This window comes from Rasiella rasia (assembly GCF_011044175.1).
Lineage (GTDB): Bacteria > Bacteroidota > Bacteroidia > Flavobacteriales > Flavobacteriaceae > Marinirhabdus > Marinirhabdus rasia.
Genome location: NZ_CP049057.1, coordinates 1,871,641 through 1,897,679, shown reverse-complemented (window position 1 = coordinate 1,897,679; position 26,039 = coordinate 1,871,641). Strand labels below are relative to the sequence as shown.

24 protein-coding genes are annotated in these 26,039 nt (G+C 38.2%); 6 read left to right on the top strand and 18 right to left on the bottom strand.

Features of this window, described 5'->3' with window-relative positions; all coding sequences use genetic code 11:
• Nucleotides 1–29 precede the first annotated feature (29 nt).
• The 13 genes from G5B37_RS08630 to G5B37_RS08570 all read right to left on the bottom strand — a co-directional run bounded on the left by G5B37_RS08630 (nucleotide 30) and on the right by G5B37_RS08570 (nucleotide 13,393).
• Complete coding sequence (locus G5B37_RS08630; protein ID WP_263649773.1) at nucleotides 30–458, bottom strand: SufE family protein; 429 nt, start codon at nucleotides 456–458, stop codon at nucleotides 30–32.
• Nucleotides 451–894, bottom strand: coding sequence for an META domain-containing protein (locus tag G5B37_RS08625; RefSeq protein WP_164679636.1), 444 nt, complete (start codon nucleotides 892–894; stop codon nucleotides 451–453). Before G5B37_RS08625 ends, G5B37_RS08630 begins: the two co-directional genes overlap by 8 nt.
• A gap of 66 nt (nucleotides 895–960) precedes the next feature.
• Nucleotides 961–2,178 (bottom strand): aminotransferase class V-fold PLP-dependent enzyme, encoded by a 1,218-nt coding sequence (locus G5B37_RS08620; RefSeq protein ID WP_164679635.1) that lies wholly within the window; start codon nucleotides 2,176–2,178, stop codon nucleotides 961–963.
• 21 nt (nucleotides 2,179–2,199) lie between these two features.
• Complete coding sequence (gene sufD, locus G5B37_RS08615) at nucleotides 2,200–3,513, bottom strand: Fe-S cluster assembly protein SufD (RefSeq protein ID WP_164679634.1); 1,314 nt, start codon at nucleotides 3,511–3,513, stop codon at nucleotides 2,200–2,202.
• A 55-nt stretch (nucleotides 3,514–3,568) separates the two neighbouring features.
• The gene (gene sufC, locus G5B37_RS08610) at nucleotides 3,569–4,318 is read right to left on the bottom strand and encodes a Fe-S cluster assembly ATPase SufC (protein ID WP_164679633.1); all 750 of its coding nucleotides are present in this window, start codon (nucleotides 4,316–4,318) and stop codon (nucleotides 3,569–3,571) included.
• A 2-nt stretch (nucleotides 4,319–4,320) separates the two neighbouring features.
• Nucleotides 4,321–4,734: a hypothetical protein gene (locus tag G5B37_RS08605; RefSeq protein WP_164679632.1), complete on the bottom strand. Its 414-nt coding sequence runs from the start codon at nucleotides 4,732–4,734 to the stop codon at nucleotides 4,321–4,323.
• Nucleotides 4,735–4,765: 31 nt separating this feature from the next.
• A complete protein-coding gene (gene sufB, locus G5B37_RS08600; RefSeq protein WP_164679631.1) occupies nucleotides 4,766–6,214 on the bottom strand; it encodes a Fe-S cluster assembly protein SufB in 1,449 nt (482 codons plus the stop codon).
• A gap of 32 nt (nucleotides 6,215–6,246) precedes the next feature.
• Complete coding sequence (locus G5B37_RS08595) at nucleotides 6,247–6,576, bottom strand: HesB/IscA family protein (protein WP_164679630.1); 330 nt, start codon at nucleotides 6,574–6,576, stop codon at nucleotides 6,247–6,249.
• A gap of 147 nt (nucleotides 6,577–6,723) precedes the next feature.
• Nucleotides 6,724–7,794: a cytochrome-c peroxidase gene (locus G5B37_RS08590; protein ID WP_164679629.1), complete on the bottom strand. Its 1,071-nt coding sequence runs from the start codon at nucleotides 7,792–7,794 to the stop codon at nucleotides 6,724–6,726.
• An 8-nt stretch (nucleotides 7,795–7,802) separates the two neighbouring features.
• Entirely contained in the window at nucleotides 7,803–8,609 is an 807-nt protein-coding gene (locus G5B37_RS08585) for an MbnP family protein (RefSeq protein ID WP_164679628.1), read from the bottom strand.
• A 17-nt stretch (nucleotides 8,610–8,626) separates the two neighbouring features.
• Nucleotides 8,627–9,991 carry a hypothetical protein gene (locus G5B37_RS08580; RefSeq protein ID WP_164679627.1) on the bottom strand — a complete coding sequence of 455 codons (1,365 nt, stop codon included), beginning with the start codon at nucleotides 9,989–9,991 and terminating at the stop codon, nucleotides 8,627–8,629.
• Nucleotides 9,992–10,083: 92 nt separating this feature from the next.
• Nucleotides 10,084–12,006: a choice-of-anchor B family protein gene (locus G5B37_RS15250; RefSeq protein WP_164679626.1), complete on the bottom strand. Its 1,923-nt coding sequence runs from the start codon at nucleotides 12,004–12,006 to the stop codon at nucleotides 10,084–10,086.
• Between the two features lie 139 nt (nucleotides 12,007–12,145).
• Nucleotides 12,146–13,393 carry a choice-of-anchor B family protein gene (locus tag G5B37_RS08570; protein WP_164679625.1) on the bottom strand — a complete coding sequence of 416 codons (1,248 nt, stop codon included), beginning with the start codon at nucleotides 13,391–13,393 and terminating at the stop codon, nucleotides 12,146–12,148.
• A 111-nt stretch (nucleotides 13,394–13,504) separates the two neighbouring features.
• Here G5B37_RS08570 and thiL point away from each other — a divergent pair, with 111 nt between their 5' ends.
• The gene (gene thiL, locus G5B37_RS08565) at nucleotides 13,505–14,560 is read left to right on the top strand and encodes a thiamine-phosphate kinase (RefSeq protein ID WP_164679624.1); all 1,056 of its coding nucleotides are present in this window, start codon (nucleotides 13,505–13,507) and stop codon (nucleotides 14,558–14,560) included.
• On the opposite strand, the gene G5B37_RS08560 is transcribed toward thiL, so the two are convergent.
• The 3 genes from G5B37_RS08560 to G5B37_RS08550 all read right to left on the bottom strand — a co-directional run bounded on the left by G5B37_RS08560 (nucleotide 14,557) and on the right by G5B37_RS08550 (nucleotide 15,854).
• Nucleotides 14,557–14,760 carry a hypothetical protein gene (locus G5B37_RS08560; protein ID WP_164679623.1) on the bottom strand — a complete coding sequence of 68 codons (204 nt, stop codon included), beginning with the start codon at nucleotides 14,758–14,760 and terminating at the stop codon, nucleotides 14,557–14,559. The genes thiL and G5B37_RS08560 overlap by 4 nt on opposite strands.
• 4 nt (nucleotides 14,761–14,764) lie before the next feature.
• Entirely contained in the window at nucleotides 14,765–15,007 is a 243-nt protein-coding gene (locus G5B37_RS08555) for a hypothetical protein (protein ID WP_164679622.1), read from the bottom strand.
• Nucleotides 15,008–15,071: 64 nt separating this feature from the next.
• Complete coding sequence (locus G5B37_RS08550) at nucleotides 15,072–15,854, bottom strand: alpha/beta fold hydrolase (RefSeq protein WP_164679621.1); 783 nt, start codon at nucleotides 15,852–15,854, stop codon at nucleotides 15,072–15,074.
• A 76-nt stretch (nucleotides 15,855–15,930) separates the two neighbouring features.
• Here G5B37_RS08550 and brnQ point away from each other — a divergent pair, with 76 nt between their 5' ends.
• Nucleotides 15,931–17,211: a branched-chain amino acid transport system II carrier protein gene (brnQ, locus tag G5B37_RS08545; RefSeq protein ID WP_164679620.1), complete on the top strand. Its 1,281-nt coding sequence runs from the start codon at nucleotides 15,931–15,933 to the stop codon at nucleotides 17,209–17,211.
• Nucleotides 17,212–17,233: 22 nt separating this feature from the next.
• Here brnQ and G5B37_RS08540 read toward each other — a convergent pair whose 3' ends face one another.
• Nucleotides 17,234–17,980, bottom strand: a complete 747-nt coding sequence (locus G5B37_RS08540; RefSeq protein WP_164679619.1) for a hypothetical protein — start codon at nucleotides 17,978–17,980, stop codon at nucleotides 17,234–17,236.
• A gap of 100 nt (nucleotides 17,981–18,080) precedes the next feature.
• Nucleotides 18,081–19,373 carry an aminopeptidase P family protein gene (locus G5B37_RS08535; protein WP_164679618.1) on the bottom strand — a complete coding sequence of 431 codons (1,293 nt, stop codon included), beginning with the start codon at nucleotides 19,371–19,373 and terminating at the stop codon, nucleotides 18,081–18,083.
• A 218-nt stretch (nucleotides 19,374–19,591) separates the two neighbouring features.
• Between G5B37_RS08535 and G5B37_RS08530 the strand changes: the two genes are divergently transcribed.
• From G5B37_RS08530 to G5B37_RS08515, 4 genes are all read left to right on the top strand, one after another.
• Nucleotides 19,592–22,441, top strand: coding sequence for a WD40/YVTN/BNR-like repeat-containing protein (locus G5B37_RS08530; protein WP_164679617.1), 2,850 nt, complete (start codon nucleotides 19,592–19,594; stop codon nucleotides 22,439–22,441).
• 99 nt (nucleotides 22,442–22,540) lie between these two features.
• Nucleotides 22,541–23,206 (top strand): succinate dehydrogenase cytochrome b subunit, encoded by a 666-nt coding sequence (locus G5B37_RS08525; RefSeq protein WP_404814777.1) that lies wholly within the window; start codon nucleotides 22,541–22,543, stop codon nucleotides 23,204–23,206.
• A 12-nt stretch (nucleotides 23,207–23,218) separates the two neighbouring features.
• On the top strand, nucleotides 23,219–25,234 hold the full coding sequence (locus tag G5B37_RS08520) for a fumarate reductase/succinate dehydrogenase flavoprotein subunit (protein WP_164679616.1): 2,016 nt from the start codon (nucleotides 23,219–23,221) through the stop codon (nucleotides 25,232–25,234).
• A 6-nt stretch (nucleotides 25,235–25,240) separates the two neighbouring features.
• On the top strand, nucleotides 25,241–25,987 hold the full coding sequence (locus tag G5B37_RS08515) for a succinate dehydrogenase/fumarate reductase iron-sulfur subunit (protein WP_164679615.1): 747 nt from the start codon (nucleotides 25,241–25,243) through the stop codon (nucleotides 25,985–25,987).
• Nucleotides 25,988–26,039 lie beyond the last annotated feature (52 nt).

The following is a 26,039-nucleotide window of genomic DNA, read 5'->3' as shown; positions in this document are numbered from 1 at the left end:
GTTACCCACCAAAGTGGGGTCTTTTTAGGTTATTGATTCAATTGTGCCTGATAGGCAATTGCGTATAGCTTCATTTGTTTTACCATAGAAACTAGTCCGTTGGCACGTGTGGGTGATAAGTGCTCTTTTAATCCAATTTCATCTATAAATTTAGTATCTGCTTGTACAATTGCTTCTGGTGTCTGATTAGAAAATACTCTAATTAAAATGGCTACGATACCCTTAGTGATAATGGCGTCGCTATCTGCTGTAAATACAATATGTTGGTCTTTTAATTCGCTATGTAGCCATACTTTACTCTGACACCCTTTTATTAGCTTGTCTTCAGATTTTAACGCAGGGTCTATAAGCGGTAGCGATTTCCCGAGGTCAATCATGTGTTCGTAACGCTCCATCCAATCGTCAAACATTGAAAATTCTTCAATTAACTCTTGTTGTATTTCTTTTATACTACTCACTTTGTTGATCTCTTTTGTTCTTTTTGGCCTTTAACAAGACACTTCTATCTGTTTTTGAAAGCAATGTTAATATACTATCTTCATACGTAAATGATCCAGTTTCATTTAGTGCTTTCATGATAGCTCTTTCGGTAGTCATAATACTTTCGTCACAATAATTTTCGGTTGCGGCTATATCTACAAAGTTTAGCGAATATAAATCTAGTGTATAGTTTCCGAAGAAAGAATTACAGCCTCCATTACCACGAACTGATTTATCTAAGGCACCAAAATTTATAGTAATATTTGGGTTGCTCACACGAGCTGCTCCGACACTTGTAATCTCATAGGCGCCAGAAAGCTGCACGTTTCCAGCCACATCAATCACTTTTTTGGTTTCGTCACACCCCGTAAAAAGAAATGCTGTAAGTGCTAATGTTATGTATAAACTTCTCATAGTATGTGTATTTAGTTAGGTACGCTAAGATACCAATTATCTTTGGCTCCTTGTTTTAAAGGAATGTTAAGTGAGCATTTGTTGTGCACGTCTTACACCGCTTACGAGCAAGTCTACCTCTTCTTTGGTGTTGTAAAAAGCAAATGAAGCCCTAACAGTACCTGGAATGTTGTAAAAATTCATAATTGGCTGAGCACAATGATGCCCTGTTCGTACAGCTATACCTAATTTATCTAAAATGGTGCCAACATCGTACGGGTGAATACCTTTAAGGTTAAAAGATATTACAGATGTCTTATCACTACTAGTGCCGTATATTGTTAAACCTTCAATTTGTAAAAGCTGCGCAGTAGCGTAGGTTAGAAGCTCATGCTCGTACGTTGCAATGGCATGGAAGCCTATTTTGTTTAGATAATCTATTGCAGTTCCAAAGGCAATGCCTCCACAGATATTGGGTGTTCCTGCTTCAAATTTATGGGGCAGATCTGCATAAGTAGTTTTTTCAAAAGTAACTTCTGCAATCATTTCACCACCTCCTTGATAGGGGGGGAGTTTATTGAGCCATTTTTCTTTTCCGTAGAGAACTCCCACTCCTGTAGGTCCACACATTTTATGAGCAGAAGTAACGTAAAAATCTACATCTAAAGCCTGTAAATCTGATTTTATGTGCGCACAGGCTTGTGCTCCATCAATGAGTACTGCTGCGTCAACTTTGTGCGCAGCTTCTATAATATCTTGTATTGGGTTAATGGTTCCTAAGGCATTGGAAATTTGGTTGACAAACACCAATTTAGTTTTTGACGATAAAAGTGTGTTGTAGGCTGCCATGTCTAAGGCTCCTTCTTGCGTCATAGGTATTACTTTAAGAACAGCTCCTGTTTTTTCGCAAAGCATTTGCCAAGGCACAATATTGCTATGGTGTTCTAGTGCAGAAACAATTACTTCATCGTTTGCGTTAAGTAGAGAAGAAAAACCATGTGCAACAAGATTAATGCCATGAGTTGTGCCCGAAGTAAATATAATTTCGTGTGCTTTACCAACATTAAAATGGTGCTGAATCTTCTGGCGTGCCTCCTCGTATTTGTCTGTTGCTTCTTGAGAAAGAGCATGTACCCCACGGTGTATGTTAGCGTTGTAGTTAGAATAATAATCTACTATGGCGTCAATCACTATTTGCGGTTTCTGAGAAGTAGCCGCATTGTCTAGATACACTAAAGGTTTGCCATTTACCTCACGCTGAAGTATAGGAAAATCTGCTCGTATGGTATCGATATTAAAAGACATGACTTTAAATTTGGTGTGGTGCTATAATTCGAACCCTAAACTTACGCCTATTTTATTGGCAATAAGTTTTGTAATGCGCGCTTTAAGCTCTGGAATCTGAACGCTTTCTAACACATTATTAGCAAAAGCATACATGAGTAAGGCTCTGGCTTCCTTTTTACCAATACCGCGTGATTGCAGGTAAAACATAGCGTCTTCATCTAGCTGACCAATCGTACAACCATGAGAACAACGTACATCGTCTGCGAAAATCTCTAATTGAGGCTTCGAATTAATGGTAGCTTTGTCGTCTACTAATATGTTGTTGTTTTTCTGAAAAGCGTCAAGCTTTTGGGCTTCTTTTTCTACGTAAACTTTTCCGTTGAAAACACCTGTAGAGCTATCTGAGAAAATACCTTTATAATCTTGATGGCTCTCACAATTAGGTGCAATATGATGCACTAGGGTGTTGTGATCTACGTGTTGTTTGCCTTCAATAATAGTGATACCATTAAGTGTACTATCACAGCGCTCTCCTTTTTGGTAAAAGTTGAGGTTATTTCTTGTAAGTTTTCCTCCAAACGAAAATGTATGTACTCTGCAATGACTTTCTTGCTCTTGCGAAATGTAGGTATTGTCTATCAACGAAGCTGAATGTGCGTCATTCTGAATTTTGTAATAATCGACATACGCTCTCTTTTCAGCAAAAATCTCGGTCACGCTATTGGTTAATACCTCGTTCTCATTGAGACTCTGGTGACGTTCAATAATTTGTACATGGGCATTTTCTCCCACAACAATTAAATTTCTTGGTTGAAGTAAAATTGCAGCTTCATTACCTGTAGAAAAATTAAGGATTTCTATAGGTTTTTCTACTTCTTTATTTTTTGGTATGTGTATGTAGGCTCCTTCTTTTGCAAAGGCAGTATTTAATGAAGTTAGGCTGTCTTTTACGGCAGTTTTATTAAAATATGCTTCAATTACAGCTTTGTACTTAGGTTTGTTTAAAGCTGAAGAGAGCAAACAAATATCTAGTGAATCGTGCGTTGTTGAAGATAAAAACGAACTATAAACTCCGTCAATAAAAACTAGTTTGTAGGTGTCTATTTCATGAAGAAAGTACTTTCTAACATCTTTTAGTTCTATAGTTCTAGTGTTGTTCGGAAATATACTGTAGTCGTTTTTCAACAATGAATTTAGGGAAGTATATTTCCAAGCTTCTTGTTTTCTCGTCGGAAATCCTTCTTCTTCAAAAACCTTTATGGCATTGTTGCGTACATCATGTATTGGAGAATCATCTTCTAGATGATCTTCAAAAGCGATGTATGACGATACTAATTTATCTTTTAAACTCATACGTTTAGGTACTAGGTTATAGGCAGGAAAAAAGTTTTCTTACTGCTTTAACCTGTTATACTAATTCTTCTTTAATCCAATCGTAACCTTTTGCTTCTAACTCGTAAGCAAGTTCTTTACTGCCAGACTTTACAATTTTTCCATTCATAAGAACGTGCACATAATCGGGTACTATATAATCTAACAGACGTTGGTAGTGTGTAATCACAATAACTGCATTGTCTTTGCTTTTAAGTTTGTTAACTCCATTGGCAACGATCTTAAGTGCATCAATATCTAGCCCAGAATCTGTTTCGTCTAGAATAGCAAGTTTTGGTTCTAACATTGCCATCTGGAAAATTTCGTTACGTTTTTTCTCACCACCAGAAAAACCTTGGTTTAGTGAACGCGACAAAAATTTACGATCAATTTCTAAAAGTTCTGCCTTTGCTTTAATTTTCTTAAGCATTTCACCTGCTGGCATATCTTTTTCACCTATTGCTTTTCTATTTTCGTTGATGGCCGTTTTAATAAAATTAGTAACGGTCACTCCCGGTATTTCTACAGGGTATTGAAACGAAAGAAATAGCCCTTTGTGGGCGCGTTCTTCGGGATCTAATTCTGAAATATCCTCACCTTCAAACGTAAGTTCGCCTTTAGAAATCTCAAATTCTTCTTTTCCTGCAATTACCGAAGCCAACGTACTTTTACCAGAACCATTTGGGCCCATGATAGCATGTACTTCTCCTGGCTTTACATCTAAGTTAATGCCGGTCAGTATTTCCTTTTCGTCTACTCCTGCGTGCAGGTCTTTAATATGTAACATAATTAGTTTTTCTTGTCTTCAATTTTAATGTCTGCCTCTGCTGGCGTCTTACTTACATCTACAATTTCGGTAATGGTAAGTATTTCATCCCAACCTTCGGCACCAGCTTCTTTATTCGCCAACGTTCCTTTTACAATAACAGGCACCATATCATACGTGTCCTTTTTTACAGGCGCTACTCTCTTTTTCAACTCTTCGGCCATATCGTTAATGGCAACACCATAAATAAAGCTATTTCCTTTTAGTACAGCTCCGTCATTGATATAAATAAATTCACCTCTAAATTGATTAGCATTTTCTTCAGTTACTACTGTAGTTTCTGAAGTGTCACTAGTGTTTTCTTGCCCTTCCTTGTTTTCAGACTTACAAGCTACTAATACAAGCATAATTGTTAAAAGTGCTATTAACTTTTTCATGAGTATGTGGTTGTTTGTGATTTATAATTAATTATCCAACAGATCCTTCTAGTGAAATCTCAAGTAATTTTTGAGCCTCCACAGCAAATTCCATTGGGAGTTTATTTAGAACCTCTTTGCTAAAACCGTTTACAATTAGCGCAATTGCTTTTTCGGTGTCAATACCACGCTGGTTACAATAGAAAATTTGGTCTTCTCCAATTTTACTAGTAGTAGCCTCGTGTTCTACTTGAGCCGTTTTATTCTTAGCTTCAATATATGGAAACGTATGGGCACCACAATTGTTACCCATTAATAGTGAATCACATTGCGAAAAATTTCGAGCATTGTCGGCTCGGGCATTAATTTGCACCAAACCTCTATAACTATTTTGAGATTTTCCAGCTGAAATTCCCTTACTAATAATAGTACTTCGCGTGTTTTTGCCAAGATGAATCATCTTTGTACCTGTATCTGCTTGCTGAAAATTATTGGTAACTGCAATAGAGTAAAACTCGCCAATTGAATTGTCACCTTTAAGCACACAACTAGGATATTTCCAAGTAACGGCACTTCCTGTTTCCACTTGAGTCCATGAAATTTTTGCATTCTTTTCACAGATTCCTCGTTTTGTTACAAAATTGAAAACCCCGCCTTTTCCTTCGCTATTTCCTGGATACCAATTTTGAACGGTAGAATATTTTATTTCAGCGTCATCAAGTGCAATTAGTTCTACTACCGCCGCATGTAACTGATTTTCATCTCTGCTTGGCGCGGTACAGCCTTCCAAATAACTAACATACGACCCTTCATCTGCAATTACCAAAGTACGCTCAAACTGACCTGTACCAGCTTGGTTAATTCTGAAGTACGTAGAAAGCTCCATCGGACATCGAACGCCTTTCGGGATGTAACAAAAAGAACCGTCGCTAAAAACTGCACTATTTAATGCCGCATAGAAGTTATCACGTTGCGGAACTACAGAACCAATATATTTTTTAACTAATTCTGGATGTTCTTTTATTGCTTCGGAAATAGAACAAAATATGATACCTTTTTCGGCTAAAGTATCTTTGAATGTTGTTGCCACAGAAACTGAATCTATAACGATGTCTACGGCAACTCCAGCAAGTTTCTTTTGTTCGTCTAGAGAAATTCCTAGTTTGTTGAAAGTCTCCAATAACTCTGGATCTACTTCATCTATGCTGTTGTATTTTGGCTTTGTTGAAGGTGCAGAGTAATAAGAAATGTCCTGAAAATTCGGTTTTTTGTACTGTACATTTGCCCATTCAGGTTCTTCCATTTCTTGCCAATATCTAAAAGCTTCTAGGCGCCATTCAGTCATCCAATCTGGCTCTTCTTTTTTCTTTGAAATGGCTCTTACAATAGCTTCGTTTAGGCCTACAGGGAACGTTTCAGATTCTATATCTGTATAAAATCCATATTCGTATTCTTTCGTCTCGAGTTCCTTCTTTAAATCGTCTTCTGTATATTTACTCATAGCAAATTATTCTACCCCTACTTTTATTCCTTCTATAATGAAAAAGATTCTCCACAACCACAGGTGCGGTTTGCGTTTGGGTTGTTAAACACAAAGCCTTTCCCGTTTAATCCTCCGCTGTATTCTAACGTGGTTCCTACTAAGTATAAAAAGCTCTTTTTGTCTACAGCAATTTTTACCAAATTGTCTTCAAACAGCTTGTCATTTTCTCCAATTACCTTATCAAAATTAAGGTCGTACGAAAGACCTGAACAACCGCCACTCTTAACGCCTACACGAACATAGTCATTTGTAATAGCGTATCCTTCTTCACTCATTAACTGCTCCAGCTTTATTTTGGCTGTATCGCTAACTTTTATCATACAGTAGAATTATTCTAAATTAGAGTGCAAATATACGGCAAATCCCTCGTTTTACCATAGACAGTGTTTTAAATAATCTTATGCTATTATAGTTAAAGTCAATACATTTTTTGTGCGTCAACACCCGAAAAAAATGGTGAGATAATTTTAATTTCTGAAATCTGGATTATTCACAAATTCGTCGTCAGATAGCGACAGTAGAAAAGCCTTTAAATCTGCTTTGTCAGATTCGGTTAATTGTACCCCTCCTTCGTTTATAGCTTTCATAAGCGGGTCTATGGTAGCAGAAAAAACTAGGCCTTCACTATAATGATTAATCACTTCATCTAGTGTTTCAAAACGCCCGTCATGCATATACGGGGCGGTAAATTTCAAGTTTCGAAGTGTTGGACTTCTAAATAGACCAAATTCTCTAGGGTCTCCTGTAACGTTACCTCTACCAAGGTCATCAAATTCTGAGTCTAGCCCGTTGTTATGAAAAGCATTGTCTGTCCATAACGGATTTTCTGGAAGTCCGTGACAATGAAAACAATCACCTCTGCTTTCATCTAAAAAAACGTTCAAGCCGTTTTGCTCTTGCGGAGTTAATTCGGCAAGTCCGAGTTGAGCACGGTCAAATTTAGAGTTTGCTGAAACCATTGTTCTTATAAATTGTGCAAGGGCTTTGGTTACCAGTGTAGAATCTATGGTTTGAGTGCCAAAAGCTTCCTCAAATAACTCTGGATAGTTAGCTGTGTTTTGTAGGGTGTTTTCAACAGCTGGCCAGGTATTAGCCATTTCAATAGGGTTGGTAACAGGCTCAAAAATCTGACTTTCCAAACTGTTTGCGCTGCCATCCCAATTAAATTGAGTGTTAAAATTCCATGCTAAGTTATGGAGTGGCATCGAGTTTCTAAATCCATTTTCACCAGAGATACCTACACTAAATCTTCTTGGATCAGTAAAAGCATTCTCTGGGCGATGACAGGAAGCACAAGCTTGTGTGTTGTCTGCGGAAAGTTTCTTATCAAAAAAAAGCTTTTTCCCCAACGCAATTCCTTCAACTGTTTGGGGATTGTCATCGGGAATAATAGGTGCTAAAATTTGATTTTCAAAAATTGTCGGAATTTCTAGCGGTGCCGGAGTGGCCATATAACCAGAGGCAGTATCGTCACTATCTTTGCAAGAAACTAGCAAAAGAGTGGTTAGTAATACGCTAAAAATTCCAACAACTTTCATAAGAGTAATTATGGTAAAATAACTGGCCCAGCACTAAACACACTGTCACGACCATTTTCATTCATGTCTAACTGCACGTCGTATTTTGGCATCAAAACAGTTGAATTTACGTTTAAGTCCCAAGTATTCGGATTTTTAAACCATTCAGCAACGTTCATTTCTACTTTAATTTCTGTTCCTTCCACGATAGAGTACGTTCCAAGATTAACAGAAAAAGAAGTGTCGGTAAGTTCTTCTAATGTTCCTGGTCCTGGAGGTAGGCTTGTGTGTTTGTTGGCACGTATGGTATGGTATTGATACGTTTGAGTAGCTGCTGAACTGTCTTCAAAAGTTCCTTCCAAGCGCATGTAATGATAACCACCACCAAGAGGTGCAGGTACAGACCATGTACCGTCTGAAGAATTTAAGTCTGCGTATCCACCAACTTTGTCATTGTCCTCATCATCAAAGCCAAAAGTAAAAGATACTGCGTATTCTCCTTCTGGTATTTCAATATCTGGAGTGAATGTGGAGTTTGTTCCTGCCCGTGCATCTATTAAAAAGTAATCGCCCGCATCATAAACGGTACCGTCTGTGGCCGTATAAGTAACGTCAGATATAAGATATACTAACTTAGATATGGTAAGATCTGTCCCGAAGGCATTCGTAAATGTTGTTGTTTGGTAATCTGCGTTTACAATAGGTGTATCATCCCAATACTCACTGAACGCAAAAGACACTTGTGTTTCCACGATAGGTTCTACAGTGTTGTCATCATCATTACTGCATCCAATAATGAGGCTTATTGTAATTAGTAATAGGGCAATTTTTTTCATAATTTTTTTATTTCCTTTTATTTAACTTTTATTAAAAATGCATCTTTTCCACCTTTGTTTTGGGTAAAGTCTCCATCGCTACTCTCGGTGTTTCCAACCATTACAATTTCGGTGTTACTTGTTTCAAGAAGGGCTATCCCGAAATCTAGCTTGCTCCCTCCAAGGCTTTTTTCAAATACTAATGTTCCTTCTTCGTCTATTACAATAAACCATGCATCATTAACTCCATAATTACTAGTTAGGTTATTGTCATTGCTTCTAGAAGAGGCAGCAATAGTATAGTAGCCATTAGACATTGGGGTAATACTTCTTGCTGAATCAAACTGCGAACCTCCGTAGGTGTGTTCCCATATAATTGTACCAGCAGCATTAAATTTTACAGCCCATACATCTGCGTTCCCTAAAGGGTCGTTAACGTCTATATCTGAGCTTCTAGTATCTCCAGTCGCTATAAAATTTCCGTCTGTGGTTTTAGCTAAGCTGTAGCCTAAATCTATTTCACTTCCGCCAAAATTTTTCTTCCAATTGATATCGCCAGACCCCGTTATGTTTAACATCCAAAAATCGTATTCTCCTTTGTTATTGGTAATGTCTACATCGTCACTATCTGATGAGCCAACAATAATAAAATCACCATTTCCTACTTCAACAAAGTCATAAGCAGTGTCTGTAAAAGTCCCTCCATAGAAACGCGCCCAAATAATCTCACCTATCGGGTTTAATCTTAGTACCCAATAATCACCACCTGCATGGTTTGTGTTTCTACCAATATTACCTGCACCACCGCTCGCTGTAATGTCTAATACACCCAATACAAGGTATCCGCCGTCTGAAAGTTGTTTAATTTTATGGGCAGTATCACTACCTTCAAAACCATACGTGTTTTCCCATTCTAAATCTCCGCTGCTTGATAGTTTAAGCACCCAGAAGTCTATAAATCCAGCATTGTCTGTAACATCGCCGTCATCACTGAAGGTAAACGCCGATACTATAAAGCCTCCATCTGCTGTTTTAGAAATACTTGTAGCTTCATCTTGATTTGAGCCTCCAAAGGTTTTGCTCCAAAGAACAGCACCCGTTGCACTTGTTTTTACAACCCAAACATCTTTATCATCACTTGTTTTATCTGTAATGTCGCCATCTGTACTTTCGGTAGAACCTGCCATAACATAAGAGCCATCACTTACTTCAACAATGGAAACAATAAAGTCATCATCACTCCCTCCAAGATTTCTGGCAAAACTAACTGTACCTTCTATTGGTGAAGAGTTTTCCATCATTTCTTGCTCCATTTCTTCCTCTTCGGTGGTTCCATCGTCGCTACTACACGAGACCAAGCCAAGTAGGCAGGCGCTAAGTATAAACCAATACTTTATATCCATGATTTTATTTTTGAATTTGGGGATTACCATTGTCAAGCACATTTACCATATCACTAGCAATTAAGTTAGTATTTAATTTAAAAGGGCTTTACTTATCTCTTAATAACTTTTTTTGCTATTGCGTTATTAATGTGTACGAAATAAACACCTTGTGCATAACTCGACAGGTCTATAGTCTTAGACTGTACCGCATTACTTTCCTCAGAGAAAATAATTTTTCCTGAAATGTCAACGATGTGAATAGTGTTGATTCCCGCGTTGTTAGATTGAATCGTAATTTTTTCAGACGCTGGATTTGGAAAAATACTTAATCCTGAGTCTAAGGTATTATCATCTACAGATAACGGAACCTCAACAGCTAATTGAAATTGGCAACTTCCTGTATTTGAAGAATCATCAGTGCTTTCAAAAACTATAAAGTAATTTCCTGCTGGTAGCTGTGTTCCTGCCACTGGATCTTGCGTAATTGTTAAACCTGTAGAACAGTTGTCGGTAGCAGATACTTCGCCTAGCGCTACGTAATCAGGTACAGTGTAAAAATTTTGTCCAGGATCGTTCTGTACTTCTTCATCTGCAGGACAGCTAAGAGTTGGAGCCAAAGAGTCTACTACTGTAACAGTAGCAGTACAAAAATCTCTATTTCCGAAGGCATCATAAACCTCAATTTCCACCATCTGCGTGCCTAAATCTGCGCAATCAAAGAACTTGTCACAAGCCAAAAACCCTGCAACACCAATATTATCTGTCGAGCCATTGTCTGCATCAGATGCTACAAGTACTCCAGTACCATTGGCATCAAGTGTTACGGTAGCAGTGCCACAATTTGCAATTGGTGGTGTGTTATCGTCACTAATTGCTTTCACTAAAAAGAAACCTCTGTTAATATCACTTATAACAATGTTACCACTTGCAAAATAAGGGTATACGCTCCATGCGCCACTAAAACCAACGTTATTGTTGTTCGGGAATGAATCGAAAAAACCTTCTTCAACTATGTTTTGATTAGCAATGTCTGAAATGTCAAATACACGAAGACCAGCCCTGTAATTTGATAAATAAAACTTATCACCATTCACGTAGCCATTGTGGTCTATGGCAGGAAAGTTGCTTTCGTATTCAAAGTGAATTGAAGGATTGTCTAAATCGCGTAAATCAAAAACAATTGTACGTGTATTATACCCTAAATCTCTTTCGTCAGTTTCATCTCCTAGTAAGAAGAACGATTGATCTTCGGTAAACCAACCTTGGTGTGTGTAACCAACATCGGTATAATCGATGGTAGCTATTCCTACGGGATTGCTTTTATCTGAAATATCAACAATTACTACCTCGTTGGCGTTACTTCCAATCATAATTTCTCTTCCATTATAATCGGCGTCAGGACCGCAGTATGTTACAATTTGAGCATCGTGGCTATAGGCATCCATACCATATCCACCTTCAAAAATTGGATTTGTAGGATTTTGAATATTAATAAAAATTGGTCCGCCATTAAATTGATTTGCTCCAACAGGATATGCATATCCCGAATCTTCATTAATCACAATATTATGAGCGCTTCCGAAACCATTGTAATGAGCATCTTCAGTAAATGTCACTGGAGGCGATGTTACGCTTCTAAGTCTCGTTAAGTCGAATACCTGCATTCCATGTCCCCCTGCTTCACTTACAACAAAGGCATGGTTGTTATATACTTTTACATCTCTCCAAGTACTGCTTGAAGTGTGTGTAGGCAATTTTCCTAAATACACAGGATTGGTTGGATTGCTAACGTCAATAAAAACGGTACCGTTGTCTAAACCAACAATTGCGTATTCGTCGCCATTACTAGGGTCTGTCCAACCCCAAGAGTCGTTTCCTGCACCAGCACTTAAAACTGACAAATCAAAAGACGATTGTAAGTCATAGCCATCACAAGGGTATACCCCTGCTGAACCTCCAGAACAGGGCGTTTGGGCCTGAAGACTAAATATCATAAAAAAGATGGACGCAAAGGGGAGTAAAGATTTTTTCATATAAAGTTATTTCTTTGGTTTAAACTAGTGATGGAACGACACTAAAAATTAAAAATTGTGTAGGTATTCTTAAAATTTGCATACTTTTTAACAACAAGTAGTGTCGTTTTTTCAACTTTATTGCAAATATATCAATAATCTATTTCACAAGATAAAAACCAGTGTTAATATCACTAATGATTATATGACCACTTTCATAATATGGATATACACTCCAAGCCCCTGTAAATGAGGCTGTATTGTTTTCAGGTAAAGAATCGAAATAGGCGATTTCGTTTAAAGTTCCATTCGCAATATCGGTAACGTCTATAATTCTGAGACCAGCCGAATAATTTGCAAGGTAATAGTTGTTATCTTTCACATAGCCATTGTGGTCTATTGCCGTAGTGGGACCTCCGTATTGCGTGTGTTCTATAGGGTTGTCTAGATCAGAAAAATCGAATACGATGGTACGCGAATTAAATCCAAAATCTAGCTCGTCTAGCTCATCCCCCAATAAAAAGTATCGTTGGTCTTCGGTAAACCAGCCCTGATGTGTATATCCTGTCTGTCCGTAAGCGATGGTTGAAATAGGTTGTGGGTTGTTTTTATCGGTAATATCTACAAGAACGATTTCGTTTACATTGCTTCCAATTAAAATTTCTCTACCTGTATAGTCAGTGTCTGGGCCAGTGTAGGTTACTACCTGAGCATCATGACTGTAAGAACCCATGGAATATCCGCCGGCTGGCTGCGGATTTGCAGGTTCTTGAATGTTTATAAAGTGGGGTCCGCCTTTAAAGGTTGCTGTACCCACGGCATAAGCATATCCCGATTCTTCATTAATGACAATATTATGAGCACTGCCAAATTCTGTGTAGATTGCTGTAATCTGGAAATTCTCAGGTGGGTTATTAACGTCTCTAAGTTGTGTTAAATCAAATACCTGCATTCCATGTCCGCTGGCCTCACTTACAATATAGGCATGATTTTCATAAACTTTAATATCACGCCAAGTACTTGAAGATGTTTGTGTTGCTAATTTTCCGAGGTAAATGGGTAGGGCGGGATTAGAAATGTCAATAAATGCGGTACCATTGTCTAATCCCATTAATGCATATTCTTTGCCAGTGGTTGAATCGGTCCATCCCCAGCAATCATTTCCTCTGCTCGCATTCATTTCGTCTAAACTAATGTGATAAATAAGATCTATTCCATAACATGGATATATCTCACCAGCTTTACCTCCATCACACGGTGCGGGAAAGGTTAAAGGCGGCGGTGGCGGTGGTGGTGGATCCATAGGTTCTTCGTCCATCATTTCCTGTTCAATAATTTCCGTTGTTTCGTCATCAGAGCACATGATAAAAAGTGCTGCCGCGCACAATAAGAGGAATAACTTTTTCATGATTTAGCTTTAAACGACTAAGGTACATCTACTTCTATTAAATTACAAGATCATAGAGTCGTGGTTTATAAATGAAGCCGTATTTTTGCAAACCAATATAGAAACAACATTATGTTCGATAATAAAGACAGTTCTAAAACACCCATTGCATCCCTAGGGGAGTTTGGGTTGATAGATCATTTAACCAAACACTTCACTATTTCTCATAGCACGACCGTTAAAGGCATAGGAGACGATGCTGCCGTTATAGCTCCAAAAGAAGGTGTAGAAATGGTTGTAACAACAGATATGCTGGTTGAAGGTGTCCATTTCGATTTGGGCTATATGCCTTTAAAACATTTGGGCTATAAAGCGGTGATGGTTAACTTATCTGACGTATATGCCATGAATGCTACGGCCAAACAAATTACTGTTTCTGTTGCCATATCAAATCGATTTCCAGTCGAGGCTATGGAAGAATTGTACAGTGGTATACAGACGGCAGCTTCATTATATAAGGTAGATGTTGTTGGAGGTGATACCACATCCTCTACTTCGGGTTTAATTATTAGTATTACGGCCATAGGTGAGGCAACTCCAGACAAAATAACCTATCGCGACGGAGCGAAGGAAAATGATTTACTAGTGGTAACTGGAGATTTAGGCGCGGCATATTTAGGATTGCAAGTGTTAGAGCGTGAAAAACAAGTCTACAAGGTGAACCCAAATTCACAACCTGATTTAGAAAACTACACCTACTTAATAGAGCGACAATTGAAACCTGAAGCAAGAAAAGATGTTGCAGCAATGCTCGCTGAGTTAGAAGTGCAACCTACATCTATGATCGATATAAGTGATGGTCTCTCAAGTGAAGTCATTCATATCTGTAAAAATTCTAAGGTTGGCTGTAATGTATATGAAGATAAAATTCCTTTAGACCCACAAGTCATAGCGACCTGCGAAGAGTTTAATATGGATAGTACAACTATTGCGCTAAGTGGAGGTGAAGATTACGAACTTTTATTTACCATACGCACCGAAGACTTTCCAAAGATAAAAGCGAATCCAAACTTTTCAGTAATTGGCCATATGACAAAAGAAAGTGAGGGCATGCATCTCATTACGCGAGCCAACACCAAAATACCGCTTATCTCACGCGGTTGGAATGCTTTAGAAGAAGAGGATTAAGCCGATTTGTTAGAGGCAGCAAATGTTTCAAAATACCGGTTGTTTTCTCGCCAATATTTTGTGAGCTTCACATACCTTCCATAACCATCTGTAGTGTACTTTTGGTTACATCTAGTACACTCAAATTCCTTTATGTACAGTGAATCTGTTGAAATTTCTTTCAAAGAATGGCCACTAAATTTACAGGATAATAACTTCATAAAACTAAGCAGAAATTTTCTGAGCTTTCTTAGCGTAAAAGGAAGCTAACACATTATTCGCTTCTTTAATTTTCACAGTCAAGATTTCTAAAGACCCGGACATATTATCGGAAACTTGTTTCCCGCAATGGCAGCAACTGTATTCACTAATATGGTTTGTTATTTTACGCGTTTCAACGTAGTCATGTCCAAATGTTGCACATACAACACTTAAAAGAGAAAATGGGGATGTAGTAATTTTTTCCATAACTATTGGTAGGTTTTTTCGTTTGGGTAGGGTAAATGTAGAAAAAAAAACGAATTATTTTCGATTAAACGCAATTATTTTCGATTAAATGCAATAATTTAACAATTTCGTCTCTTTTTTCGATATGAATCATATGACTTCCGGTTACCTTTAATAAGACGGTATTGGTGGCTTCAGCAATAGTTTCGCAGCTACTAATAGGTAGAATAGAGTCGTTGGTGCCACAGATCATATATTTTGGGTTGTTAAAGTCTTTCAGCATAGAAGTTCTGTTTTTTCTATTCTTCATACCCCGTATAGCAGCAGTAATTCCTTCTACAGAAAGAGCGAGTGCTTCTTCTTTTACTTCGGAAATTTCCTTACTAAACTGCTTTCTAGAATGTTCATTAAATAAGTTTGAAATTGCCATGCTTACAAAAGCATCTTTCGCGTTTGGTACAAGTTCTAGCGCCCGTTCCCTATTTTGTTTACGCGCTTCAGAATCTGAGTCTGGACTAGACGCAAGAAGTACAAGAGTTCTAATTTGCTGCGGAATTAAGGTTGTCATTGCCATGCTTACATAGCCACCCATAGAATGCCCAACAACCGTAATTTGTTTTATTTTAAGATGTGCCACTAGTTCTGCTACAATAGCAGCAAAAAATTCCATACTATGTGTTTCTTTGATCGTTGGAGTTTTGCCATGACCAGGGAAATCTAGTGTTATCACACGATTGGAAGTAGTGAAATGCGGAATTATCTCCTTCCACATAGTGCTGCTTTCTAAAAAGCCATGCAAAAAAATTATTGCTGGACCACTACCTTGGTCTGTATAATATATCGGACTGTTGTGATAGGAAAAAATCATTTTATATCTTCGAGAAAATTTCGGCTTGCAAAATTAGTCAATAGCACTAAAGCATAACTCGTATTTTTCCATTTAAATGAATTTTAACAAACAAACCTATCTTACCGCCTTTGCACTTTTTTCACTTTTCTTTGGTGCCGGGAATTTAATTTTACCTCCTTTTTTAGGCTATAACGCTGGCGAAAACTGGATTTGGGTTTTACTTGGTTTTGCTGCCTCTGCCGTTATAATTCCGATTTTAGCAATTTACGGACATGCACGCCTACAGGGAACCATGTTAGACTTTGCCAAAAAGATATCACCTAGTATTGCATTGGTATATTGCATTTTGGTGTATGCTATTTCGGTAGCACTGCCCGCCCCAAGAACTGCTTCAGTAACCTATGAAATGGCAATACAGCCTTATTTTGAAATCAGCTCCTTATGGCTTAGCACAGCTTATTTTGCACTAGTTCTAATTTTTGCACTAAACAGAACACGAATCATCAGCTTGATAGGTAAATTTCTCACACCTTTAATAATCATTTTATTACTCTGCATTATTGGTGTTGGTCTATTTGGAGAAACAGAAGCAATGCGTGCTTCAATTTTCGACAACGGACTCTCGGCAGGAGTTTTGGAAGGGTATCAAACATTTGACGCCATAGGCGGTGTTGTGGTGGGTGGTGTCATTGTTATTTCGCTAGCACTACAAGGTAAATACAACTATGCCGAAAAGAAAAGAATGATTGCCAAGTCGGGCTTCTTAGCCGGTGTAGGATTATTTGCTATATACGGTGGCCTCATTGCACTAGGAGCTTTTTATAGCGGGACGATTTCCGTAGAAAATCGAACAGAACTACTCACTATTTTGAGTACAGAAACGCTAGGAAGCATTGGGACGGCATTTTTAGCAGTGCTAGTTGCCTTGGCTTGCTTTACTACAGCAGTGGGTATAATTACTGGTACAGCCGATTTTGTAAAGGGACGCTGTAAAAATGCTCATGCAGCCTATGTTATAACTGTTGTTTTTGGTTGTGTCTTAGGCGTAATTATGGGGCAATTTGATGTACATTATATTATTGACATAGCGCTTCCGGCACTTATGTTTATCTACCCAATTACCATTGTTTTAATTATATTAAATGTTTTGCCAGAGCGGTATGCAACGTCGCTGCTTTTTAGGGCAGTGATTTTAGTTACATTTATATGTAGTATCCCAGACTTCTTAAGCTTTTTTATGCCAGAAGGTGCTCTTGTTAATTTGAAAGAATATATTCCTTTATCTCAGCATAGCATGGGATGGGTTTTACCTGCCTTGGTGACATATATACTAGTTTTGCTATTTAGTAAAAAGAAGAATAGCATAGTTGTTTAGTGTCGTTTTCTTCGGAAAAGCGTCACGGTGTAAGGGTGTTATAATACCTGCAAATTTCCAGCAAATCTTGTTCGCGATTTATTTTCAAACCGTTGTTCTTTGCGTAACGTTCTACAGCCGCTGCTTGGTTTCTGAAAAGCTGGTAAAAGAGTTTCTTTTTCTTCGGAACCTCAAATAGACTATTGTTTATTTTTAAATAATACACATCTCGCAATTTCTTAAAACTGTCTGGTGAGGATGTTACAAAACTACTACTTGCTTTTTCTGCTTTCTTGAAAACCACGCGTTCCTTTTTAAGAAGTGTACATGCTTGGGTGTCGTCTTTTGAAAGAATAACAAAGTACCCCATACTGTTGTTATACACATAGGCTCGATATGTTTTATCTTTTAAAACGATATATAGAAAATCGGGTTCCTTTTTTAAAAGATAATAATCTACTCCATTATCTAATAAAGAAACTTCCATCATATCTGTGTGCGCATTGTATCGAGCAAACGCAGTTTCCATGTATTCAAACGCAGGCGTATAAAATTTACCTATAGGGAGATAATTGTTAGCACCTGTATTGTTATTTATGTAAGGAGTTCCTTCAATTTCTTTGTAGTTAATCTCACTAGGGGCGGTTGTAATTTTTGAAATAGTAAATCTATTAGCATCTAAAACATCTATATTAGACCCAGTTGATACCGAACCAGAACTGCGGGTAGGGATTTGTGAGAGACCGGTAGCCACGATTAAAAGCAGAATGCATGTAATGACATATTTCATTGAAACTGTAATTTAATTCTACAGTTGTTTGTGTAAAACTAATCTAGTACAAGATAAAATATTTTAGCAACACCTTCAAATTCAAGCAATTTACCAGAGGCTATTTGTTCATCAAGTCTTCAATTTCTTCGGCTTCAATCGGGATATTTCGCATAAGGTTAAAGGGCTCACCAGATTCTTGAATAACGACATCATCTTCCAGTCTTATTCCAAATCCTTCGTCTGGGATGTAAATGCCTGGTTCTACGGTAAAGACCATGTTTGCTTTCATGGGCTCCCAAAGCAAGCCATAATCGTGAGTATCTAGACCAATATGATGCGAAGTGCCGTGCATAAAATATTTTTTGTAGGCTGGCCAATCTGGATTTTCATTTTGTACATCTGCCTTGTCTAGCAATCCTAACCCCAATAATTCTGATGTCATTAGCTTACCAACTTCTATATGGTATTCTTTCCACATAGTGCCTGGTACCAACATCTTTGTTGCATCATTTTTTACACGATTTACCGCGTTGTAAACCTCTTTTTGTCTTGGCGTAAATTTTCCGTTCACGGGAATGGTGCGCGACATGTCACTACTGTAATTAGCGTATTCTGCACCAACATCCATCAAGATAAGGTCGCCGTCTTGGCATTGCTGATTATTCTCAATGTAGTGTAACACATTTGCGTTATTCCCACTAGCAATAATTGGTGTGTATGCAAAGCCCTTTGAGCGGTTTCTTAAAAATTCATGCATGTATTCAGCTTCAATTTCAAACTCCCAAACTCCAGGTTTTACAAACCCTAGTACTCTTTTAAAGCCCTTTTCAGTAATGTTGCAAGCCGTTTGCATTAAATCAATTTCAATGGCATCTTTTACAGAACGCAAGCGTTGCAATATTGGGTTGCTTTTCGCCCAGCTATGTGCAGGAAACTTATCTTTTGTTGTTTTAATAAAGCGAGCTTCTCGAGTTTCAGTTTCTACATTGGCTCTATAATGTTCATTGGTGTTAAAATAAATAGTATCTGTCTGGGTCATTACCTCGTAGAATACCTTGTCAAACTCTTGTAGCCAAAATACAGTCTTAATACCACTAGTTTCAAATGCTGTTTGCTTGGTAAGTTTTTCACCTTCCCATACAGCAATATGCTCATTTGTTTCTTTTAAGAAAAGCATCTCACGATGTTTTGGATCTGGCGCATCAGGAAATAATACCAAAATACTCTCTTCTTGATCTACGCCACTTAGAAATAAGATATCACGTGCCTGTTGAAAGGGCATAGTACTATCGGCACTAACGGGGTAGATATCGTTACTGTTAAAAACGGCTAGACTACTGGGCTTCATCTGTGCCATAAAGTTCTTGCGGTTATTAATGTATAAATCTGAAGATATTGGGTGATATTTCATGTTGATGTCCGCAAAAGCGGAGAATTTTTTAATTGAACATTGACTTTGTTCAAAAATACTGAAAATCTTGCTGAAAGGCTTATGGCAGTTGCAAAACTTATGGCCATACATATTTTTGTAAAGAAGTTGGCTTTAACATTTAAAACCAATGTCTACCTACAAACATCTTGTCAACACCCAACAATTTCACTATTTTGTGGCTTCCTAAAAACTCAACCATGAAGAAATCATTTCTCTTTGTCATTTCCTTTTTTGTTGCTGCCTTAGTAAGTGCACAACAACCAGCTTCTACTGCAACAGAAGTAAGCAACGGAATTAATCAGAAAACAAATCTTACTGAGAATTCTATCGTAAAGAACCTACCCTTCAAAAATATTGGTCCTACCATTATGAGTGGACGCGTAGTAGACTTGGCTGTTAATCCCAATAATCCTACCGAATTTTACGTGGGGTACGCCAGTGGTGGTGTATGGCACACAAAAAATAATGGAACCACTTTTGAACCCATATTAGATAGCAGTCCAACACAGAATGTAGGGAGTCTTGCTGTAGATTGGAAAACGGGCGCCATTTGGGTAGGAACAGGTGAGGTGAATGCCTCTAGATCGAGCTATGCTGGTATTGGGATATTGCAATCTACCGATAATGGAAAAACATGGACTAACAAAGGGCTAAAAGACAGTCACCATATCTCAAAAATTATTATTAACCCCAACAATCCGAATGAAGTGGTTGTGGCGGCTGTGGGTCATTTATATTCTAAAAATGACGAACGCGGCGTATATAAAACAACCAACGGTGGTGATACATGGCAACGTACTTTATTTGTAAACGATCAGAGTGGTATTATTGAAATGGATGCCGCATTCAACAATTTTAACTTGATGTATGCCTCTTCATGGGATAAGGATAGAAAAGCTTGGAATTTCCGTGGAAGTGGTGAAGGAAGTGCAATTTATAAAAGTACAGACGGCGGTAGTTCGTGGAGTAAAGTTTCGAACCCAAATAGCGGTTTTCCAACAGGAGACGGCGTAGGTAGAATTGGTCTGGCCGTGTACGATGCCAATACTGTTTATGCCATTCATGATAATCAAGCACGTAGAAAAGACGAGGGTGGTCAAAAAGAGGGAGACGGTCTCTCTAAAGATCAGTTTAAAACCATGACAACGTCGCAATTTTTGGCCTTAGACGATAAAAAGTTGAACGCCTACCTGCGCAACAACGGTTTTCAGGAAAAATACAGAGCAGACAATGTTAAGAACATGGTGCGAGGAGGTACCGTAAAGCCTGTAGATTTGGCGAAGTACCTTGAAGACGCCAATAGCATGTTGTTTGATACACCAGTGATTGGTGCTGAAGTGTATAAAAGCACCGATGGGGGTAAATCTTGGAAGAAAACACATGATGACTATCTAGACGGTATTTACTACAGTTATGGGTATTACTTCGGAAAAATTCATGTGGACCCGAGTGATAAAGATGGAATTTACATTTACGGAGTACCCATCTTAAAATCGAAAGATGGCGGAAAAACATTCAAATCTATATCTGCCCCGAATGTGCATGCAGATCACCATGCACTATGGATTAACCCAAAAATGCCAGGTCATTTAATTAATGGAAATGATGGGGGTGTAAATATTAGTTACGACGACGGTGCTAATTGGATTAAAAATAACCAACCAGCTGTGGGACAATTCTACGCAATAAACGTAGACAATGAAGAGCCGTACAATGTGTATGGCGGACTTCAAGATAATGGTGTTTGGGTAGGTGCGCACACCAGCGAAGAAAACCCCGGATGGATGCAAAATGGCAAATATCCTTACGAATTTATCATGGGTGGTGATGGTATGCAAATTCAAATTGACAACCGAGATAGTGACATTGTATACACAGGTTTCCAATTTGGTAACTACTTTAGATTAAATCGAAAAACTAATAAGAATGATTATATACAACCAAAACATGAGCTAGGGGAGAATCCGTATCGATTTAATTGGCAAACCCCTATTTTGTTAAGTTCACACAATCAAGATATTTTGTATTTAGGGGGTAACAAACTAATGCGATCTATGAATCAGGGTACAGATTGGCAAGCTATTTCTAAAGACCTTACCAACGGTGGTAAAAAAGGAAATGTTGCATATGGAACCTTAACGACCATTGCCGAAAGTCCTTTTGAGTTTGGATTGTTGTATACGGGTAGTGACGACGGACTTGTTTATGTTTCTAAAAATGGTGGTGCAGATTGGCAGAATATTTCATCTTCATTTCCAAAAGATTTGTGGGTAAGCAGGGTAATTGCTTCTGAACATAAAAAAGAGCGTGTGTTTGTTACGCTAAATGGGTATCGCTGGGACGATTTTAAGCCTTATGTGTATATGAGCGAGAATTATGGTGCTACCTGGAAAAACATTGCTAGTAACTTGCCAACGGCGCCTATTAACGTGCTACGTGAAGATTCTGAAAATGAAAATGTTTTATACTTAGGAACTGACAATGGCGCTTATGTCTCTTTTGATAGAGGTAGTAGTTGGAATGTCTTTGCGGAAGGGTTGCCAAATGTGGCTGTACATGATTTGGTGATTCAGAAACGCGAAAAAGACTTGGTTGTAGGTACCCACGGTCGCTCTATTTATGTTGCAGATATTGAGCTGTTGCAAATTATGAATGCTGAAAACATGAATTCATTAGTCATGGCAAATGTATCCTCGATAAGAGCATCTCGTCGATGGGGCAGTAGCGGGTTTAATGCATTTGGCGATTTCTTGAATCAGCCTTCAGTGCCACTTCAAATATATGCTCCGGTTGGTGGTACTTCGGAAATTTCCGTAGTAACAGAAGACGGAACAGTACTAAATAGTTGGAAGGCTGAATTGGATAAAGGAGTGAATATTGTACCTTACAACGTGAGTCTTTCAGAAAAAGGGCAAAAAGCTATGGTCAAAAAGGATATATCGATTCAGAAAGCTGAAGATGGAAATTACTACTTACCAAAGGGGATGTACGAAATTAAAGTAAGTATGAATGGAAAAATAGCAAAGCAGACCTTTGAAGTAGAGTAAAAAGAACGATTCTAAATATTGCAAAACGTTGTAGATAGTTTGCCTAAACGCGTTGCGAACCGTATTTTTGTATAACAAAATTTTGAAAACACAACCATAATGGGAATAATATCCTCATCCATCGCCCGAAAAGTTGCCATGGCACTTTCAGGCTTGTTCTTAGTTTTCTTTTTAGGACAACATTTTACCATTAATTTAACCTCAGTTATCGACCCAGACACCTTCAATAGTTGGTCTCATTTTATGGGAAGTAATTTCTTGGTGCAATATCTTTTACAACCTGTACTGATTTTTGGAGTTGTCTTTCACTTTGTGATGGGCTTTATTCTAGAAATACGAAATAGAAATGCACGAGCTGTAAAATATGCTTCATATAAAGGAAGCGCTAATGCAAGCTGGGCTTCTAGAAATATGATAATTTCAGGATTGGTAATTCTTGCCTTCTTAGGGCTACACTTTTACGATTTTTGGATTCCAGAAATGATTCATAAGTACATAGAGACTCATCCTGAAGATCCAACACGCTATTATGCAGAAACAGTTCATAAATTTGAAAATCCTGTGCGTGTAGGATTGTATGTGTTATCGTTTATATTGTTGGCAATACATTTATGGCATGGCTTTGCTTCGTCTTTTCAAAGTGTTGGCTTCAACAATAAGTATTCTGTAGCACTCACTAAGTTTGCAAAAGCCTACGCAATAGTAATTCCGCTAGGGTTTATATTTATTGCACTGTACTTGCATTTTAATCAAATTCCACACTAAAAAATTTCCGCTATGTCAATATTAGATGCTAAAATACCTGAAGGACCCTTAGCCGAAAAGTGGACCAATCATAAAAATAAAATCAACCTTGTTAATCCGGCAAACAAGCGTAACATAGACGTTATTGTTATAGGTACCGGACTGGCAGGAGGTAGTGCTGCTGCAACACTGGCAGAGTTAGGATATAATGTAAAAACATTTTGTTATCAAGATTCTCCGCGTCGAGCACACTCTATTGCTGCGCAAGGAGGAATTAATGCTGCAAAAAATTACCAAGGTGATGGTGATAGTAATTATCGCCTTTTTTATGATACGATAAAGGGAGGCGATTACCGTTCGCGTGAAGCTAATGTATATCGTTTGGCTGAAGTTTCTGGAAATATAATCGATCAATGTGTGGCGCAAGGTGTTCCTTTTGCTCGAGAATATGGAGGGTTGTTAGACAATCGTTCTTTTGGAGGTGTTCTTGTCTCTAGAACGTTTTATGCGAAAGGTCAGACAGGGCAACAATTATTGCTAGGAGCATATTCTGCTATGAACCGCCAGATTAATCGAGGAAAGATTAAACCGTACAACCGTCATGAAATGCTTGATATTGTAAAGGTAGACGGTAAAGCACGTGGAATAATAGCAAGAAATCTAGTAACCGGTGCAATTGAAAGACATAGTGCGCATGCTGTAGTATTGGCTAGTGGAGGTTACGGAAATGTATTTTTTCTGTCTACCAACGCCATGGGAAGTAATGTAACTGCGGCATGGAAAGCACATCGAAGAGGAGCATTTTTTGCTAATCCTTGTTACACACAAATTCACCCTACTTGTATTCCAGTTTCGGGAGACCATCAGTCTAAGCTAACATTAATGTCTGAAAGTCTTAGAAACGACGGGCGTATCTGGGTGCCAAAAAATATTGAAGATGCGGTAGCTATTCGAGAAGGTAAAAAGAAACCTACCGATCTTAAAGAAGAAGATAGAGATTATTACTTAGAGCGTCGTTACCCGGCATTTGGTAACCTTGTGCCGCGAGATGTAGCTTCGAGAGCAGCAAAAGAGCGTTGTGATGCAGGTTATGGAGTTAACAAGACTGGAGAGGCCGTTTATCTGGATTTTGCAAGTGCTATTGAGCGCTACGGAAAAGAAGAGGCCTTGATTCATGGTAATAAAAATCCGAGTGCTGAAGAAATTTATAAATTAGGAGCTGCCGTTGTCGAAAACAAGTATGGTAACTTGTTTCAGATGTACGAGAAAATTGTGGATCAAAATCCATATAAAACCCCAATGATGATTTACCCTGCGGTACATTATACCATGGGAGGAATTTGGGTAGACTATAATTTGATGACAACCGTAGAAGGTTTATATGCCACAGGAGAAGCTAATTTCAGTGATCACGGAGCAAATAGACTAGGGGCTAGTGCATTGATGCAAGGATTGGCAGATGGTTATTTTGTGTTACCTTATACCATAGGAGATTACTTAAGTAAAGATATTAGAACGGGAAAAATCCCTACAGATACTCCAGAATTTGATGCTGTAGAAAAAGATGTTCGCGATAGAATTAATAAATTAATGAGTGGCTCTGGAAAGCATTCTGTAGATTATTTCCACAAGAAATTGGGAAAAATTATGTGGAATAAATGCGGGATGTCTCGTAATGCAAAAGACCTTGCCGATGCTATCACAGAAATTGCAGAGCTAAGAAAAGATTTTTGGGCCAATGTTAAAATTCCAGGGAGTGCAGAAGGTATGAATCCAGAGCTTGAAAAGGCTGGGCGAGTAGCAGATTTCTTAGAACTTGGAGAATTGTTTGCTAAAGATGCGTTGCAAAGAAATGAATCTGCTGGTGGACATTACCGAGAAGAAAGTGTAGAACAAAGTGGAGAGCAAAAAGGAGAAGCCTTACGTGATGACGAAAACTTCAAATACGTTTCGGCATGGGAATACAAAGGTGAGCCTAAGGACGCTGTTTTACATAAGGAAGATTTAATCTTCGAAAATATTGAATTAAAGACACGAAGCTATAAATAACAGACTATGAAATTGACGTTAAAAATTTGGCGCCAAGCCAATGCAGAAGCCAAGGGAAGTATGATAACATATCCTATTGATGGCGTGGAAGAAGATATGTCTTTCTTAGAAATGTTAGACGTGTTAAATGAAGAGTTAATCAACAAAGGAGAAGAACCTGTAGTGTTTGATCATGATTGTCGTGAAGGTATTTGCGGAAGTTGTTCTCTTCAAATTAACGGAGAACCTCATGGCCCAGATCGTTTGGTAACAACATGTCAGCTCCATATGCGTATGTTTAATGATGGAGATACCATTGTGATAGAGCCTTTTAGAGCAAAAGCCTTTCCGGTGATTAAAGATTTAATGGTAGATCGAAGTTCTTTTGATCGTATTCAACAAGCAGGAGGTTATATTTCAGTAAACACTTCTGGAAATACTATAGATGCTAATGCCATTCCTGTAGAGAAAGAGAATGCAGATGATGCGTTTTACGCTGCTGCCTGCATAGGTTGTGGAGCTTGTGTAGCAGCCTGTAAAAATGCAAGTGCTATGCTATTTACTTCTGCTAAGGTGAGTCAGTATGCCTTGTTACCGCAAGGAGAAGTAGAAGCTGCAACACGTGTTTTAAATATGGTTGAGCAAATGGATAAGGAAGGCTTCGGAAACTGTACGAATACGGGCGCCTGCGAGGTAGAATGCCCAAAGGGAATCTCACTTGAAAACATTGCAAGAATGAACCGAGAATACCTTTCAGCATCTATGAAGGGATAAAAATAATACTGTTGAGATGTAAATCCTGAACTATTTTATAGTTTGGGATTTT

Excerpts from the sequence above, each read along its gene's own strand:
- G5B37_RS08625 (WP_164679636.1), bottom strand. The coding sequence starts at position 894 with ATGAGAAGTTTATACATAACATTAGCACTTACAGCATTTCTTTTTACG.
- G5B37_RS08620 (WP_164679635.1), bottom strand. The coding sequence starts at position 2,178 with ATGTCTTTTAATATCGATACCATACGAGCAGATTTTCCTATACTTCAG.
- sufD (WP_164679634.1), bottom strand. The coding sequence starts at position 3,513 with ATGAGTTTAAAAGATAAATTAGTATCGTCATACATCGCTTTTGAAGAT.
- sufC (WP_164679633.1), bottom strand. The coding sequence starts at position 4,318 with ATGTTACATATTAAAGACCTGCACGCAGGAGTAGACGAAAAGGAAATA.
- G5B37_RS08605 (WP_164679632.1), bottom strand. The coding sequence starts at position 4,734 with ATGAAAAAGTTAATAGCACTTTTAACAATTATGCTTGTATTAGTAGCT.
- sufB (WP_164679631.1), bottom strand. The coding sequence starts at position 6,214 with ATGAGTAAATATACAGAAGACGATTTAAAGAAGGAACTCGAGACGAAA.
- G5B37_RS08595 (WP_164679630.1), bottom strand. The coding sequence starts at position 6,576 with ATGATAAAAGTTAGCGATACAGCCAAAATAAAGCTGGAGCAGTTAATG.
- G5B37_RS08590 (WP_164679629.1), bottom strand. The coding sequence starts at position 7,794 with ATGAAAGTTGTTGGAATTTTTAGCGTATTACTAACCACTCTTTTGCTA.
- G5B37_RS08585 (WP_164679628.1), bottom strand. The coding sequence starts at position 8,609 with ATGAAAAAAATTGCCCTATTACTAATTACAATAAGCCTCATTATTGGA.
- G5B37_RS08580 (WP_164679627.1), bottom strand. The coding sequence starts at position 9,991 with ATGGATATAAAGTATTGGTTTATACTTAGCGCCTGCCTACTTGGCTTG.
- G5B37_RS15250 (WP_164679626.1), bottom strand. The coding sequence starts at position 12,006 with ATGAAAAAATCTTTACTCCCCTTTGCGTCCATCTTTTTTATGATATTT.
- G5B37_RS08570 (WP_164679625.1), bottom strand. The coding sequence starts at position 13,393 with ATGAAAAAGTTATTCCTCTTATTGTGCGCGGCAGCACTTTTTATCATG.
- thiL (WP_164679624.1), top strand. The coding sequence starts at position 13,505 with ATGTTCGATAATAAAGACAGTTCTAAAACACCCATTGCATCCCTAGGG.
- G5B37_RS08560 (WP_164679623.1), bottom strand. The coding sequence starts at position 14,760 with ATGAAGTTATTATCCTGTAAATTTAGTGGCCATTCTTTGAAAGAAATT.
- G5B37_RS08555 (WP_164679622.1), bottom strand. The coding sequence starts at position 15,007 with ATGGAAAAAATTACTACATCCCCATTTTCTCTTTTAAGTGTTGTATGT.
- G5B37_RS08550 (WP_164679621.1), bottom strand. The coding sequence starts at position 15,854 with ATGATTTTTTCCTATCACAACAGTCCGATATATTATACAGACCAAGGT.
- brnQ (WP_164679620.1), top strand. The coding sequence starts at position 15,931 with ATGAATTTTAACAAACAAACCTATCTTACCGCCTTTGCACTTTTTTCA.
- G5B37_RS08540 (WP_164679619.1), bottom strand. The coding sequence starts at position 17,980 with ATGAAATATGTCATTACATGCATTCTGCTTTTAATCGTGGCTACCGGT.
- G5B37_RS08535 (WP_164679618.1), bottom strand. The coding sequence starts at position 19,373 with ATGAAATATCACCCAATATCTTCAGATTTATACATTAATAACCGCAAG.
- G5B37_RS08530 (WP_164679617.1), top strand. The coding sequence starts at position 19,592 with ATGAAGAAATCATTTCTCTTTGTCATTTCCTTTTTTGTTGCTGCCTTA.
- G5B37_RS08525 (WP_404814777.1), top strand. The coding sequence starts at position 22,541 with ATGGGAATAATATCCTCATCCATCGCCCGAAAAGTTGCCATGGCACTT.
- G5B37_RS08520 (WP_164679616.1), top strand. The coding sequence starts at position 23,219 with ATGTCAATATTAGATGCTAAAATACCTGAAGGACCCTTAGCCGAAAAG.
- G5B37_RS08515 (WP_164679615.1), top strand. The coding sequence starts at position 25,241 with ATGAAATTGACGTTAAAAATTTGGCGCCAAGCCAATGCAGAAGCCAAG.